15 protein-coding genes are annotated in these 15950 nt (G+C 46.5%); 14 read left to right on the top strand and 1 reads right to left on the bottom strand.

The window, feature by feature from the left end; translation table 11 throughout:
• Positions 1–7: 7 nt before the first annotated feature.
• Positions 8–196 (bottom strand): 50S ribosomal protein L28, encoded by a 189-nt coding sequence (rpmB, locus tag GDZ68_RS01315; RefSeq protein ID WP_009765550.1) that lies wholly within the window; start codon positions 194–196, stop codon positions 8–10.
• A 214-nt stretch (positions 197–410) separates the two neighbouring features.
• Here rpmB and GDZ68_RS01310 point away from each other — a divergent pair, with 214 nt between their 5' ends.
• The 14 genes from GDZ68_RS01310 to rpsP all read left to right on the top strand — a co-directional run bounded on the left by GDZ68_RS01310 (position 411) and on the right by rpsP (position 15936).
• Positions 411–773: an Asp23/Gls24 family envelope stress response protein gene (locus tag GDZ68_RS01310; protein WP_153720467.1), complete on the top strand. Its 363-nt coding sequence runs from the start codon at positions 411–413 to the stop codon at positions 771–773.
• An 18-nt stretch (positions 774–791) separates the two neighbouring features.
• On the top strand, positions 792–2447 hold the full coding sequence (locus tag GDZ68_RS01305) for a DAK2 domain-containing protein (RefSeq protein WP_153720466.1): 1656 nt from the start codon (positions 792–794) through the stop codon (positions 2445–2447).
• Positions 2448–2561: 114 nt separating this feature from the next.
• Positions 2562–4601: an ATP-dependent DNA helicase RecG gene (gene recG, locus GDZ68_RS01300; RefSeq protein WP_153720465.1), complete on the top strand. Its 2040-nt coding sequence runs from the start codon at positions 2562–2564 to the stop codon at positions 4599–4601.
• 109 nt (positions 4602–4710) lie between these two features.
• Entirely contained in the window at positions 4711–5283 is a 573-nt protein-coding gene (fapR, locus tag GDZ68_RS01295) for a transcription factor FapR (RefSeq protein ID WP_153720464.1), read from the top strand.
• A 6-nt stretch (positions 5284–5289) separates the two neighbouring features.
• Positions 5290–6282: a phosphate acyltransferase PlsX gene (gene plsX, locus GDZ68_RS01290; RefSeq protein ID WP_153720463.1), complete on the top strand. Its 993-nt coding sequence runs from the start codon at positions 5290–5292 to the stop codon at positions 6280–6282.
• On the top strand, positions 6279–7223 hold the full coding sequence (fabD, locus tag GDZ68_RS01285; protein ID WP_153720462.1) for an ACP S-malonyltransferase: 945 nt from the start codon (positions 6279–6281) through the stop codon (positions 7221–7223). The genes plsX and fabD overlap by 4 nt, the downstream gene beginning before the upstream one ends.
• On the top strand, positions 7223–7969 hold the full coding sequence (fabG, locus tag GDZ68_RS01280) for a 3-oxoacyl-[acyl-carrier-protein] reductase (RefSeq protein ID WP_153720461.1): 747 nt from the start codon (positions 7223–7225) through the stop codon (positions 7967–7969). The genes fabD and fabG overlap by 1 nt, the downstream gene beginning before the upstream one ends.
• A gap of 112 nt (positions 7970–8081) precedes the next feature.
• Positions 8082–8321, top strand: a complete 240-nt coding sequence (locus GDZ68_RS01275; RefSeq protein ID WP_029052326.1) for an acyl carrier protein — start codon at positions 8082–8084, stop codon at positions 8319–8321.
• Positions 8322–8434: 113 nt separating this feature from the next.
• A complete protein-coding gene (rnc, locus tag GDZ68_RS01270) occupies positions 8435–9202 on the top strand; it encodes a ribonuclease III (protein WP_408020110.1) in 768 nt (255 codons plus the stop codon).
• A 2-nt stretch (positions 9203–9204) separates the two neighbouring features.
• On the top strand, positions 9205–12768 hold the full coding sequence (smc, locus tag GDZ68_RS01265; protein WP_194841010.1) for a chromosome segregation protein SMC: 3564 nt from the start codon (positions 9205–9207) through the stop codon (positions 12766–12768).
• Positions 12769–12781: 13 nt separating this feature from the next.
• On the top strand, positions 12782–13807 hold the full coding sequence (ftsY, locus tag GDZ68_RS01260) for a signal recognition particle-docking protein FtsY (protein ID WP_153720459.1): 1026 nt from the start codon (positions 12782–12784) through the stop codon (positions 13805–13807).
• Positions 13808–13870: 63 nt separating this feature from the next.
• On the top strand, positions 13871–14203 hold the full coding sequence (locus GDZ68_RS01255; RefSeq protein WP_408020109.1) for a putative DNA-binding protein: 333 nt from the start codon (positions 13871–13873) through the stop codon (positions 14201–14203).
• 12 nt (positions 14204–14215) lie between these two features.
• Positions 14216–15571 (top strand): signal recognition particle protein, encoded by a 1356-nt coding sequence (ffh, locus tag GDZ68_RS01250; protein ID WP_153720457.1) that lies wholly within the window; start codon positions 14216–14218, stop codon positions 15569–15571.
• A gap of 92 nt (positions 15572–15663) precedes the next feature.
• Entirely contained in the window at positions 15664–15936 is a 273-nt protein-coding gene (gene rpsP / locus GDZ68_RS01245) for a 30S ribosomal protein S16 (RefSeq protein WP_153720456.1), read from the top strand.
• Positions 15937–15950: the final 14 nt, after the last annotated feature.

The following is a 15950-nucleotide window of genomic DNA, read 5'->3' as shown; positions in this document are numbered from 1 at the left end:
TTGATTATTATACCCGTTGTACTTTGCCTGATTTTAAAGCTCTAGCAGATACCCAAACACGTTTAGGTTTACCGTCTACTAAGATTCTCACTTTTTGAAGGTTTGCACCCCAAGTGCGTTTGCTTGAGTTCAGAGCGTGTGAACGAGTGTTTCCAGAACGTGCTTTACGTCCAGTGATAACACATTGTTTAGCCATTTTAGTACCTCCTCGTGAATTATTTAGCGATTCACGTTACAATTCGCATACCATAGTACTTTATCATAAGGTCGGGAACGTTGCAACATTTTTTTACGATGCTTTCAAGCTTTTTTCCTTTACAGGTTTTTTTCACAACAAGAATACTTTCTTTCTTGATGAAATCCCGTATAATGTACGTATGATGGTCGAATAGTGTTGGGAGGAGAAAAGGATGTCAATCGAACTGAAAAATGAACATGGAACCATAGATATTACGAATGACGTAATTGCCCAAGTAGTCGGAGAGGCTGCAATCGAGTGTTACGGAATTGTGGGAATGGCTTCACAACACCAAATTCGTGACGGACTTACTGAAATTCTCCGGAAAGAAAATTTTGCCCGCGGCGTAATCGTACGCAATGAAGGCGATGAATTCCACATCGATATGTATGTCATCATGAGCTATGGCACGAAAATTACTGAAGTATCCTATCAAGTACAGTCTAAAGTACAATATACAGTGAAGAAGACGTTGGGTCTTTCAGTCAGCTCAGTTAATATTTTTGTTCAGGGAGTTCGGGTAACGAACGTGTAGAAGGAGGCCTTTTAGTTAATGAGTTCATTAAATGGATTGCAATTTGCGAAGATGGTAGAAATGGGTGCGCATCACCTTCAGCAAAATGCTGATTACGTAGATTCTTTAAATGTATTCCCTGTTCCGGACGGTGATACGGGAACAAATATGAATTTATCCATGACTTCCGGTGCGAAGGAAACGGAATTACATGCACAGGAACATATCGGGCTCACTGCCCAGGCATTCTCCAAAGGTTTGCTGATGGGTGCAAGAGGCAACTCGGGTGTTATCCTGTCCCAGTTATTCCGGGGATTCAGCAAGCAGATTGAGAACGAAGCGGCAGTCACGGTAAAGCAGTTCGCAGAAGCGCTGAAATATGGTGTGGATACTGCCTATAAAGCCGTAATGAAGCCGGTTGAAGGGACCATTCTGACTGTAGCGAAGGACGCTTCCAATGCAGCTGTTTCTGCTATTGAGGAAGCGACAGATCTGTCACAGCTTCTGGAAGTAGTTGTTAAAGAGGCCAAGGCTTCATTGAAGAGAACGCCTGATTTGCTGCCTGTCTTGAAAGAAGTAGGAGTTGTCGACAGCGGCGGACAAGGTCTGGTATATGTGTATGAAGGATTTTTGGCGTGCCTGAAAGGTGAAGATCTTCCTGAAAAGACGGTCGTTCATTCAATGGAAGATTTAGTGAATACGGAACATCACCGCAGTGTGCAGGGATTTATGAATGCGGAAGATATCGAATTCGGTTACTGCACGGAGTTTATGGTGAAATTAGATGCCGGTAAACAGCTGGAGCAACCGTTTGATGAATCAGTTTTCCGTCAGGATTTAAGTGAGATGGGGGATTCTCTGCTCGTCATTTCCGATGATGAAGTAGTTAAAGTACATATTCACACAGAAGAGCCGGGAGATGCATTGTCTTACGGCCAAAAATACGGTTCACTGACGAAAATGAAGATCGAAAATATGCGTGAACAGCACAATGATATTATGGAGCGTGACCGCGTTCCTAAAGTGGTGAAACAACAGCATAAATATGCTATTGTCACGGTTTCAATGGGCTCCGGAATAGCGGAGCTGTTAAAGAGCATCGGTGCATCTGCTGTGATTGAAGGCGGTCAGACGATGAATCCTTCCACGGAAGATATCGTCAAAGCTATTCAGGAAATCGGTGCAGAGAAAGTACTGATTCTGCCGAATAATAAAAACATTGTGATGGCGGCTGAACAGGCGGCTGAAGTGCTCGAAATCGAAGCGGCGGTTGTCCCGACTACATCGGTGCCTGAAGGTTTGGCAGCAATTCTTGCATTCAATCCTGAAGCGACAGTGGAAAAAAATGCACTGGCTATGCGGGAGGCTGCATCTTACGTGAAAACAGGACAAGTCACCTATGCTGTGCGCGATACTTCCATTGATGGTGTGACGATCAGGAAAGATGATTTCATGGGAATTGCCCAAGGGAAAATCACTAGCTCCAATCCTTCATTGGAAGAGGTTACGAAGAAATTAATCGCTTCAATGATCGATGAAGAGGATGAAATCGTTACAGTCATTTACGGTGAAGATGTCTCTTCGGAAGATGCAAAGGAGATCGGTTCCTACATTGAAGAGCAGTTTGATCATGTAGACGTTGAACTGTACGCAGGCAAACAGCCATTGTATCCATATATTTTTTCAGTTGAATAAAATTTTACGTTGTCCTTTTTAGAGGGGCAACGTTTTTATTTTCCCGCTTTTTCGTGGTAAACTAAAAAGAAGAACATCCGTTTTCTAACTTACCGCGAGAGGAGGTGGCCTGTGATGGAAAATGTTTTGCAGCAAAAGGTGGACACAGTGAAAGGGATCGGTAAAACGACAGCTGAACAGTTTATGAAACTCGGAATTCTGGCAGTTGAGGATCTGCTTTATACTTTTCCTTATCGGCATGAGGATTTCAGAATGACGGATCTGATGGAAACTCCTCATAATGAGCGTGTCACAGTAAAAGGCCGTGTCGAATCGGAACCTGCTGTATTTTATTCGGGGAAGAGCCGCTCCCGTCTGCAGCTTCGTCTGCTCGTTGGTCATCATTTGATAAAAGCAGTGTTTTTCAATCAGCATTATTTGAAGGATCGTCTGGCGACAGGAATGAATATTACGGTGACGGGCACATGGGACAGAGGCCGCCAGTCGATTACTGTCAACCGTCTGCACACAGGGGAGCAGATTGATTTTGAGCCTGTCTACAGCTTGAAAGGCGTGATGCATCAGAAAACGTTCAGGCGTTATATGCGCAATGCGCTCGATGCTGCCGCAGACTCTATTATTGAAACATTGCCAGTTTCTATATTAGAAGAGTACCGGCTGCCAACGCTCAGTGAAGCGCTGGAGATGATTCATTTCCCTACAAAACTGGAAGACGTCAAACAGGCAAGAAGAAGATTTGCGTACGAGGAACTGCTGCTGTTTCAGCTGAAAATTCAAGGTGTCAAGAAATTGCGCAAAGAGCAGGAGAAGGGACTCATCATCCAATACGATTTGGAATTGCTGAAGAAGTTTATTGATTCGCTGCCTTTTGAATTAACGAATGCGCAGAAGCGTGTAGTAAATGAATTATGCGCAGAATTAAAAGCACCCCTCCGGATGAACCGTCTGCTGCAGGGAGATGTAGGTTCCGGGAAGACTGCAGTGGCAGCAATTGCCTTATATGCAGCGATTACGGCTGGTTTCCAAGGTGCGCTCATGGCGCCGACAGAAATTTTAGCGGAGCAGCATGCCGAATTATTAGCTGACTGGTTTGAACCGTTCGGAGTGACCGTAGCATTTTTAGCGGGATCGACGAAAACGAAAGCACGCAGGGAACTTCTTGAGCGGCTGGAAGCGGGAGATATTGATTTGCTGATCGGAACACACGCGCTGATTCAGCCGGAAGTACAGTTTCGCAGCTTGGGCTTTGTCGTGACGGATGAACAGCACCGTTTTGGCGTCGAACAGCGGCGGGTGCTGCGGGATAAAGGACTGAATCCGGATGTCCTGTTCATGACAGCAACACCGATTCCGCGTACACTTGCCATTACCGTTTTCGGAGAGATGGATGTGTCGATTCTTGATGAACTGCCTGCAGGACGGAAGGAAATTGAAACACATTGGCTGAAAGAAGAATCTCTGGTACCTGTGCTGCAGAAAATGGAGAAAGAGCTGCGCGCCGGGCGTCAGGCGTATGTGATCTGCCCGCTGATTGAGGAATCCGATAAGCTGGATGTACAAAATGCGGTGGAAGTTCATGCAGAATTGAGTAATTACTTTGCCGGACGCTACCGTGTCGGATTAATGCACGGACGTCTGCCTTCTGCGGAAAAGGAACAGGTCATGCGTTCCTTCAGTGAAGGCGAACTGGATATATTAGTCTCTACGACCGTTGTGGAAGTCGGTGTCAATGTACCGAATGCTACGTTCATGCTGATTTATGATGCAACGCGTTTCGGTCTGGCGCAGCTCCATCAGCTGAGGGGGCGTGTCGGACGGGGATCAGATCAGTCGTACTGCGTATTGCTTGCCAATCCTTCGTCTGAGGAAGGAAAAATTCGGATGCAGTCGATGACAGAGACCAATGACGGTTTTGTACTCGCTGAAAAAGACCTGGAGCTTCGCGGCGCCGGAGATATTTTTGGCAGGAAACAAAGCGGAATGCCTGAATTTAAAGTAGCGGATTTGGTGCATGATTTTAAAGTTCTGGCGACCGCACGCCAAGATGCCGAACGACTGCTGAATTCTGACGATTTTTGGCAAAATACAGAGTACGCGGCGCTTCGGCAGCGGTTGGAAGAGTCTGGTGCTTTGACGGATAAACGAATTGATTAGCCGTCATATACCGTATGTCCGCAAGAAATTAGATCTTCTCTTGCAATCTGTTTTGTCACTTACTATACTTAGTATTAGTACCAAGTGCTAAAATGAAGGGGTGTAGCAATTGAAAGTTCCCAAAAAGGAGCGGCAGAGCTTGCTGCAAAGCCTGCTCGCAGAAGATCCTTTTTTGACGGATGAGGACCTCGCCCGGCATTTTTCAGTGAGTGTTCAGACCATCCGGCTGGATCGGCTGGAATGCGGCATCCCTGAATTAAGGGAGCGGCTGAAGTCTGTCGCTTCGCAGCATATGCAGGAAACAGTGAAATCATTGCAGACAGAAGAAATATTCGGAGAGATCATTGATGTAGAGCTGGATAATAAAGCGCTGTCTATATTTGATGTGACGATTGATCACGTTTTCAAGCGCAATGGCATTGCGAGAGGCCATCATTTATTTGCACAGGCAAATTCATTGGCTGTAGCGGTGCTGGATGATGACCTGGCACTGACTGTGCGGTCTGCTCTGCATTTCGAGAAACCGGTTCGGGCAGGTGACCGTGTGGTTGCCAGGGCAACGGTGAGGCGGGAAACGTTAAAAAATAAAAGTACGGTCGTCGATGTGGTCTCTACAGTTGAAAATATAACCGTTTTTTCTGGAGAGTTTCAAATGTATCGAACGACACGGAAAGGCAGGTAATTGCAGATGATTATCGCAGTTGACGCAATGGGCGGAGATAATGCCCCCGGAGAGATTGTAAAAGGGGCTTTGCAGAGCCTGCATGCATTTGAAGACATAACTATACATATATTTGGTGATGAACAAAAAATGGCTCCTTTCCTGGAATCGCATGAGAGACTGAAAGTGATTCACTGTTCCCAAGTAATTGAACCGGACGATGAACCGGTACGGGCGATCCGTAAAAAGAAAGATGCTTCCATGGTCCGCATGGCGCAGACAGTGAAAGACGGCGAGGCGCAGGCCTGTGTATCAGCAGGAAATACCGGCGCATTGATGTCTGCCGGACTGTTCATCGTAGGACGTCTCGAAGGTATTCAGCGGCCGGCACTTGCGCCGACTTTGCCGACGATTGACGGCAGCGGTTTCGTGCTTCTTGATGTAGGTGCGAATTCAGACAGCAAGCCTGCGCAGCTTGCTCAGTTTGCGGTAATGGGCAGTGTCTACGCAGAAAAAGTTCGTGGAATCAAAAAGCCGCGAGTCGGACTGCTGAATATCGGCACCGAAGAAGGAAAAGGTAATGAATTGACGAAACAGGCATTTGATTATTTGCAAAAAGCCCCTGTTCATTTCATTGGAAATGTCGAGTCGCGTGATTTGCTTAACGGCGCGGCGGACGTTGTCGTGACGGACGGCTTTACAGGCAATATGGTGTTGAAGACGATTGAAGGAACAGCGATGAATGTATTCGCCATGATAAAAGATGTTTTCATGTCTTCCTTCAAGACGAAACTGGCTGCCGGCTTAGTAAAGGACGATCTGAAAGGCCTGAAGCAGAAGATGGATTACTCCGAATATGGCGGAGCAGGTTTATTCGGGCTGAATCATCCGGTGATTAAAGCGCATGGTTCATCAAATGCCAATGCTTTTTTCAATGCAGTCCGTCAGGCGCGGACAATGGTGGAATACCGTGTATGTGAAACAATAAGAGAAACAATCGGAGAGGAAGAGGAATCTTGAGTAAACTGGCATTTGTATTCCCTGGACAAGGCTCACAGGCTGTAGGGATGGTGAAAGAATTTGCAGAACGTGATAAAGCATGCAAGAAGTTTTTACAGCAGGCAGATAAAGCGCTTGGTTTCGAACTGAGCAAACTGATGCTTGAAGGTCCTCAAGATGAACTTACCTTAACTTATAATGCACAGCCCGCTTTATTGACAGCGGGTGCAATGATCGCGGCGAAACTGGAAGCGGCAGGCATCACGCCGGACTACTCGGCAGGGCACAGCCTGGGTGAGTATACCGCACTCGTTGAATCCAGAGTCCTTTCATTTGAAGATGCAGTCGTTGCTGTGCATAAACGCGGCCTGTATATGAACGAAGCGGTTCCTGCAGGTAAAGGCGCGATGGCGGCAATTTTAGGTATGGACCATGATGTGCTGGAATCCATTACATCCAATATTACAGAATCAGGACATCCAGTTCAGCCGGCAAATCTGAATTGTCCTGGACAGATTGTTATTTCAGGGGCAAAAGAGGGTGTAAATAAGGCCTGTGTTGCGCTGAAAGAAGCAGGAGCGAAACGTGCATTGCTGTTGGACGTCAGCGGGCCATTTCATTCGGTGCTGATGGAACCGGCTGCAGCTGAACTGGAAAAGACTCTGTCAGAAATCGATATGAAAGACGCGGAGATTCCTGTCATTGCGAACGTAACGGCAGATGTCGTGACGAATCAAGAGGAAATCAGGAAGTTATTAGTGGAGCAGCTATATTCTCCCGTCCGCTGGGAAGAATCTGTAGAAAAACTGCTGGATCTTGGCGTGACGCGTTTTATTGAATGCGGGCCCGGCAAAGTGCTCAGCGGTTTGATTCGGAAAATCGACCGGACAGCAACTGTTTATCCGGTATATGACGAAGAGTCACTGCAAAAAGTGCTGGATGAAGCGAAGGAGTGGTCGTAATGGGGAAATTTGATGGGAAAACAGCAGTCGTCACGGGAGCTTCCCGCGGGATCGGCCGTACGGTTGCACTGCATCTTGCTGCAGAAGGTGCGAAAGTAGTTGTAAACTACAGTGGCAGCCAGGCAAAAGCAGAAGAAGTAGCAGAAGAGATTCGCACAGCCGGCGGAGAAGCGCTTGTGTTTCAGGCGAATGTCTCGGATGCAGATCAAGTAAAAGAAATGATGGATGAAACGATCAAGCAGTTCGGCTCGATCGATTTTCTCGTCAATAACGCTGGAATTACACGAGATAACTTATTGATGCGAATGAAAGAAGACGAGTGGGATGATGTGCTGTCGATTAATCTCAAAGGCGTTTTCCTATGCACGAAAGCAGTTGCGCGCCAAATGATGCGCCAGCGTTCTGGACGAATTGTTAATTTGGCTTCCGTTGTCGGCATTGCCGGAAACGCTGGTCAGGCTAACTACGTAGCGGCTAAAGCAGGAGTCATCGGGTTGACAAAAACCACTGCGAAAGAATTAGCTGCACGTAATATTTTAGTGAATGCGGTTGCGCCGGGATTCATTACGACAGATATGACGGACGAACTGGGCGACGAGATGAAAGAGCAATTGTTGTCGACTATTCCGTTAGGTCGGCTTGGCAGTGCCGATGATGTGGCGGGTACTGTAGCCTTCCTTTTATCAGATGAAGCTAAATATATCACAGGCCAAACGATCAATGTGGACGGCGGCATGGTAATGTAAATGGACGAGTTCTTTGAACGCTGCAATCAATGGTTGCACATTGAGGAGTGAAACCTCTATAATTCAATAGAAGTGTATGGGCTGTGAATAGCCTTGAGAGGAGGTGACTATGTTGTCAACAGTACTTGAGCGTGTAACTAAAGTAGTTGTCGACCGTCTGGGCGTCGATGAAAGCGAAGTAAAACCTGAAGCTTCTTTCCGTGAGGATCTGGGAGCTGATTCACTAGATGTAGTAGAGCTTGTTATGGAATTTGAAGATGAGTTTGAAACAGAAATTTCTGATGACGATGCAGAAAAAATTGCAACTGTCGGAGATGCAGTAACGTACATTACAGAAAAAGTCGGCGAATGACCTTTTGGTGAGACACTTTCTTCCCTTCATCTGAAAAGGGAGAGGGCGTCTCATTTCGCTTTATTATTAAAACGAATCACAACACAGATTACAGACGAAGGGCAGAGTAGTTTATGAAAAATAAAAAACATATGAAAGAATCTTCACCCCATCCAACCTTACCGCAGCCGGTTCGGGAAAAATTCAAAACGCTTCAACAGCAGTTAGATGTGGAATTTCAAGATGAGAGCTTATTGTTTAACGCATTTACACACTCTTCTTATGTGAATGAACACCGACGCAAGAAATTTTCCGATAATGAACGACTGGAGTTTTTGGGAGATGCAGTTCTTGAACTGGGTGTGTCCAAATTTTTATTCCGCACAGAGCCTTCAAAGAGTGAAGGGGAATTAACGAAACTTCGTGCAGCAATCGTTTGTGAACCATCATTAGTAAAGTTTTCCAATGAACTTCATTTTGGTGATTATATATTGCTCGGCAAAGGTGAGGAACTGACAGGCGGAAGAATGCGGCCTGCTTTGCTTGCGGATGTATTCGAAGCATATATCGGTGCACTTTATTTGGACCAGGGCATGGAAACAGTAGAAGAATTTTTACAACGAATCGTTTTTCCGAAAATTAGTGTCGGAGCTTTTTCGCATGTGACAGATTATAAAAGTCGTCTGCAGGAATTGGTGCAGCAAAAGAATAACGGACCTCTTCAATATGAAGTGGTTGAGGAAAAAGGTCCTGCACATGCGAAAAAGTTTGTTACCGTGGTGAGTCTGAATGACAAGCAGCTAGGTAAAGGAATTGGCAAGTCTAAAAAAGAAGCTGAACAGGAAGCTGCCCGCCGAGCGATTGAACAACTGCAGTCGCAGACGAACGAAGGGGAGAATTAATTGTGTTTTTGAAGAGACTGGAGATTACCGGATTCAAGTCTTTCGCAGAGAAAATCCACATCGATTTCGTACCGGGCGTTACAGCGGTTGTAGGACCCAACGGCAGCGGGAAGAGTAATATTATCGATGCGATCCGATGGGTGCTCGGTGAACAGTCGGCAAAGTCTCTGCGCGGCAGTAAGATGGAAGATGTGATTTTTGCGGGCAGTGATTCGAGAAAAGCGGTTAATTTTGCGGAAGTGAATTTAATACTGGATAATACCCAAAATCTTTTTCCGCTCGACTATACAGAAATCAGTGTCAGCAGACGCGTGTTCCGTTCCGGTGAAAGTGCTTACTTACTCAATGGGCAGAATTGCCGTCTGAAAGATGTAACGTCGATGTTCATGGATTCCGGTCTCGGCAAAGAAGCCTTTTCCATCATTTCACAGGGCCGCGTCGACGGAATCTTGAACAGTAAGGCGGACGAACGCCGAAATGTCTTTGATGAAGCGGCCGGCGTGCTGAAATATAAGACACGGAAGATGCAGGCAGAACATAAACTTTTTGAAACAACCGATAATCTGGATCGTGTGCTGGATATCTTAAAAGAAATCGATGACCGTCGTGTGCCGCTTGAAAAAGAAGCGGCGACAGCGCGCCAGGCCGAGCACTTTTCAAAAGAGCTGCGGGAAGCAGATGTCCGCTTGCTGAACCATGATGCCTGGACACTTCAACAGCAGATTACAGAAAAAGCCGGCGCACTTACTGCAAATGAAATCGAACAAGGCAAGTTCGATAAATTGCTTTCCGAACAGGAGCGAGAACTTGAAAGTGATAGAGCCGGCTTGCAGAAGTTGGAAGCGTCGCTTGATCATCTGCAAAGTGAACTTGTCGAGAAGACGTCAGAGGCGGAAAAGTGGGAAGGCAGAAGGCTGCTGTCACTTGAAAAAAGCCGTAATACGAACCAGCAGCTCGAACGGATTCAGAATGAATTGGAGCTGTCCGAAAAGACGCGTCAAGCTTCAGAAGAAAAGCTGACATTGATGCAGGAGAAGCAGCAGTCCGTTAAACAGGAACTGCAGCAAACCGCAAAAGAAATCCAGCAAGTAAGCAGCATGCTCAACAGTTCATTAAAAGAAACCGAGCAGCAGATTGAAGAGCTGAAATCTGTCTATATCGAGAAACTCAATGAAGAAGCGACGCTGCGCAGTGATAGAAAATATGTGGATGAACGTCTGCAGGGAGAAAAATCCTCCACTGAAAAAATTACGATTCAGCATAAGCTGCTGCAAGAGCGCCTGTCGCTGCTGAAAAACGAACAGAGCGAAAAAAGTAAAGAAAAACAAGCAATTCAGCAGCAGGTAAGTAAAGTAGAACAGTCTGCTGAAGAATGCGCCCTTCAATTAAAGGAAGCGGAAGAGCGTCTCGGGGTTCAGCAGCAGTTTCTCCAGCAGGCTTTGCGGAAACAGTCCGAAATGCAGGGAAGAGTACGGGCGCTTGAAGGCTTGGAAAGAGACTTTTCCGGGTTTTATTCAGGTGTCAAAGAAGTGCTGAACGCAAAAAAACAACAGCGTCTTCAAGGAATCGAAGGCGCAGTAGCCGAGTTGATTACTACGGAACCTGCTTACACAAAGGCGATTGAGACAGCCCTTGGCGGTGCCATACAGCATATCGTTACGACAACGGAGGCGGACGCCAGGAAAGCAATCGGCTTTCTGAAAGCGAAAAACCTGGGCCGGGCAACATTCCTGCCTCTGGATATTCTGAAGCCCCGCGAATTGCCGATGAACAGCCGTCAGCTTCTGAGAGGGCAGCAGGGGTTTATCGGCACAGCATTTGAACTTGTTCACACTTCATCAGCCTATGAAACGATTGTGAAGAATTTATTGGGACAGACGATTGTTGCAGGCACGCTGAAGGAAGCTTCCGCCATTGCTAAGGCAATCGGTTACCGTTACCGTATCGTCACGCTGGACGGAGATGTCGTCAATACAGGCGGCTCTCTGACAGGCGGCGGGGCAAAAGGACAGTCCACGGTGTTCTCAAGGAAAGCTGAATTGGAAATTCTGACAGGACAATTGGAGCAAATGGACGAATCAATCCGTCAGGCGAATGATACCATGTCTTCAACGCGCGAACAGGCAGGTGCAGGTCTGCAGCGCCGGGATCAGCTGCAGAAATCAATGGAAGAACTTCGGCGCCAGGCATCCGCCGCGCATACTTCCATGCAGGAAACCGAAATGGAAATCCGCTCTGTCACAATGGAACTGTCAACTATAGAAACAGGCCGCAGTGATAATGCATCCGCAGAACAGGATTTACTGGTTAAAAAGCAGACCCTGGATCATCGCCATTCGGAGATCCGCCAAGAACTGCAGGAAATAACGGGGAAGCTGGAAAGTTTGGAGCGTCTCGTCGAGAACCGTCGTGAAGAGCAGGAAACACTGCAGCGGAAATTGGTTCAATTGCAGCAGAAAAATGCAGTCCTGAAAGAGCAAAACACCTATCAGACCAACTCGATTACGGAAACACGGCAGCTGGTCGATGAACTCACACAGACTGTCAAGCGTCTGCGTGAAGAACAGCAATATATACAGGGCCATTTAGTTGGCAGGGAGCTGCCGCCTGAAGAGATTGATCTGCGGATGAAGCAATCGATGTCAGCGAAGCAGCAGCTTGAAGAGATGATACTTCTGGAAAGAGCAAAACGTGTAAAGCAGACAGAAGTCGTTGCGCTCCATGAACAGCAAATGAAGCAGCTTCGACTGCAAGTTCAAGCGGTCAGCGAACAAGTGAATATGGTGAAAATCCAATTGTCGAGGCTTGAAGCGCAATATGAGTACGTTATAAATCGTCTAGACGAAGAATACGGCCTGCGTCCCGATCCATCTTTCGTAGAGGAAGCAACGGATGCAGATGAGCTGCGGCTCGCGGTCGAACAATTCAAACAGCAGCTTGCAGGTCTCGGTCCCGTGAATCCGAATGCCATCCAGGAGTTTGAAGAAGTTTCTGAACGCCATCAGTTTTTAACTGCACAGCGCACTGATTTGGTAGAAGCGAGAGATACGCTGCAGGAAGCGATGTCGGAAATGGATACAGAAATGAAGAGCCGTTTCCAGACAACATTTGAAGCGATCCGCAGCCATTTTCATCATGTCTACAAAGAAATGTTCGGTGGCGGGGAAGCAGATTTAATTCTGACGGATCCTTCTGATTTATTGGCGACCGGCATCGATATTGTCGCACGGCCCCCGGGTAAGAAGCTGCAGAATTTAAGTCTTTTATCCGGCGGAGAACGCGCCCTGACAGTCATTTCGCTGCTGTTTTCGATACTTGAAGTCCGTCCTGTGCCGTTCTGTATTTTAGATGAAGTGGAAGCTGCGCTGGATGAAGCGAATGTAGTGCGATATAGTAATTATTTAAAGAAGGTTTCGGAGCAGACGCAATTTATCGTGATCACCCACCGAAAAGGAACGATGGAAGGCGCAGATGTATTATATGGTGTGACCATGCAGGAATCGGGAGTGTCTAAACTGCTGTCGGTCAAGCTTTCTGAAGTCGCAGAAGAAATCATCAGTAGCTAAGGAGTGAAAGTCATTGTCATTTTTCAAGAAGCTGAAAGATAAGATTACAGGTACGAATGAAGCTGTTACAGAGAAGTTTAAAGACGGACTGACGAAGACGCGCGATTCATTTACCTCAAAAGTGAATGATCTGGTGTCCCGTTTCCGCGTCGTCGATGAAGAATTCTTTGAAGAACTGGAAGAAGTTCTTCTGCAGGCTGACGTAGGTTTCGACACCGTGATGGAATTGATTGATTTATTGAAGGACGAAGTGAAACGTAAAAATATTAAAGACACGACGGGCATGCAGTCATTGATTTCCGAAAAGCTGGTGGAAATCTATAATGCAGGAGAAGAAATATCCAATGAACTCAATATCGAAGACGGCCGCTTGAATGTGATCCTGATGGTTGGTGTCAACGGTGTCGGTAAAACGACAACTATCGGAAAAATGGCAGCGCGACTGCAAAAAGAAGGAAAAACCGTCATGCTAGCTGCCGGTGATACCTTCCGTGCCGGCGCGATTGAGCAGCTTGTAGTATGGGGCGAGCGAACAGGAGTGGAAGTCGTCCGTCAGGCAGAAGGTTCTGATCCCGCCGCAGTGATTTATGATGCGGTCAAGTCTGCGAAAAAACGCAATGTGGATGTGCTGATCTGTGATACGGCGGGACGCCTGCAGAATAAAGTAAACTTGATGAATGAACTGGAAAAAGTCCACCGGATCATCGGCCGTGAAGTTGAAGGTGCCCCTCATGAAGTGCTGCTTGCTCTTGACGCGACAACCGGCCAAAACGCACTGGTGCAGGCCCAGACGTTCAATGAGGCGACAAAGGTGACAGGTATCGTCTTGACGAAATTGGACGGCACGGCAAAAGGCGGTATCGTCCTGGCGATTCGCAGTAAACTGGATATTCCGGTCAAGTTTGTAGGTCTTGGAGAAGGCATAGAAGATTTGCAGCCGTTTGATCCGGAGCGATATGTCTATGGTTTATTCGCAGATGGTCTGGAAATGGAAGAAGTGAAGGAAGAAGAGGAACGTGAAGAAACTGAAGACAAGTAAAATTACTTGACAGACGTTTCGCTAAAAGCTAGTATGAAACAGTGAGCGAGAGGGGTTGGCATCATGCTTGAAAAAACGACAAGAGTGAACTTCCTCTTTGATTTTTATCAATCATTATTAACCGATAAACAGCGTTTATATATGCAGTTATATTATTTGGATGATCTCTCTCTCGGTGAAATAGCAGAGCAGTACAGCGTATCGAGACAGGCAGTGTATGATAATGTAAGAAGAACAGAAGCGATGCTTGAAGACTATGAAGAAAAGCTGAGTTTATTCGAAAAGCATGAGAAACGTCTGGAAGCAGTCGGGCAGCTGGAGCAGCTTATGCCGGCTGACGGAACTTCTTCCGCCAGAGTTTTTGAACTGTTACATACCTTGAAGGATTTTGAATAGGGGGGATGGTCCATGGCATTTGAAGGATTAGCCGAACGCCTGCAGGGAACGCTCAATAAAATTACAGGCAAAGGGAAAATCAACGAAGCCGACGTCAAAGAAATGATGCGGGAAGTGCGTTTTGCACTGATCGAGGCAGACGTCAACTTGAAAGTCGTAAAAGAATTCGTTAAAACCGTCAGTGAACGTTCGGTAGGCCAGGACGTCATGAAGAGTCTAACGCCCGGGCAGCAGGTCGTAAAAATCGTAAAAGACGAATTGACGAACTTAATGGGCGGAGAACAAAATCCTATCCAGTTTGCCCGCAAATCACCGACGGTCATCATGATGGTCGGTCTGCAAGGCGCCGGTAAAACAACTTCTACCGGAAAATTAGCGATGGTTCTTCGTAAAAAACACAATAGAAAACCGTTATTAGTGGCGGCTGATATTTATCGTCCTGCAGCTATTCAGCAGCTCGAAACGCTCGGTAAGCAGATTTCTGTGCCGGTATTTTCGATGGGGACGGATATTTCACCTGTAGAAATTGCCCGAAAAGCGATGGAAGAAGCGGAAGCGGAACATCATGATGTTGTCATCATTGATACAGCGGGACGTCTGCACGTTGACGAGGCGCTTATGCAGGAACTGAAAGACATCCGCGAGTTAACGAAACCGGATGAAGTATTCCTTGTTGTAGATGCCATGACAGGACAGGATGCTGTCAATGTTGCAAAAAACTTTAACGAAGCGATCGATATTACAGGTGTAATTCTGACAAAACTTGACGGTGATACACGAGGCGGTGCGGCATTATCCATCCGTTCCGTTACAGATAAGCCGATCAAATTCGTCGGTATGGGCGAGAAGATGGATGCGCTTGAAGCATTCCATCCAGAGCGCATGGCATCAAGGATTCTCGGTATGGGCGACGTCATGTCGCTGATTGAAAAAGCGCAGGAAAACGTTGATGAAGAAAAGGCCAAAGAGCTCGAGCAGAAACTGCGCACGCAAAGTTTCACACTGGAGGACTTTCTTGATCAGCTGCAGCAGGTAAAGAAGATGGGGCCGCTTGATGAAATTCTGAAAATGATGCCGGGCGCCAATAAGATTAAAGGGCTCGACAATGCAAAAGTTGACGAGAGCCAAATGGGTCGTGTGGAGGCAGTCATTTATTCGATGACAGCAGCTGAACGCGAAAATCCTGATATCATTAATGCGAGCCGGAAGAAACGCATTGCGGTCGGATCGGGCACATCGACTCAGGAAGTCAATCGTCTTCTCAAACAATTTGACGAAATGAAAAAAATGGTCAAGCAAATGACTAATATGCAGCAAAAGGGTAAAAAGAAGGGCAAAATGCCTGGTTTGGATTCATTTTTTAAATAAAATACAGGGTGTTAAGAAAAAACACTTTACAAACAAACAAAACCTTGATAATATACTATCTTGTGTGAAACTATTCGGAGGTGTAGATTAAAATGGCAGTTAAAATTCGTCTAAAACGTATGGGAGCTAAGAAATCTCCTTTTTATCGTATTGTAGTAGCTGATGCACGTGCACCACGTGACGGCCGTCAAATCGATCAGGTGGGTACATACAACCCGCTTACTAAGCCAGCAACAGTTCAAATCAACGAAGAGTTGGCTTTGAAATGGCTTCAAGATGGAGCAAAACCATCTGATACAGTGCGTAACTTGTTCTCTGAGCAAGGTATCATGGAAAAATTCCATAACGCTAAATACAGCAAGTAATTTGGAGGGGTGGA

It is taken from the genome of Sporosarcina cascadiensis (assembly GCF_009650995.1).
GTDB lineage: Bacteria > Bacillota > Bacilli > Bacillales_A > Planococcaceae > Sporosarcina > Sporosarcina cascadiensis.
Note: the sequence above shows the minus strand (reverse complement) of the source record. Positions and strands in the feature narration are given on the sequence as shown.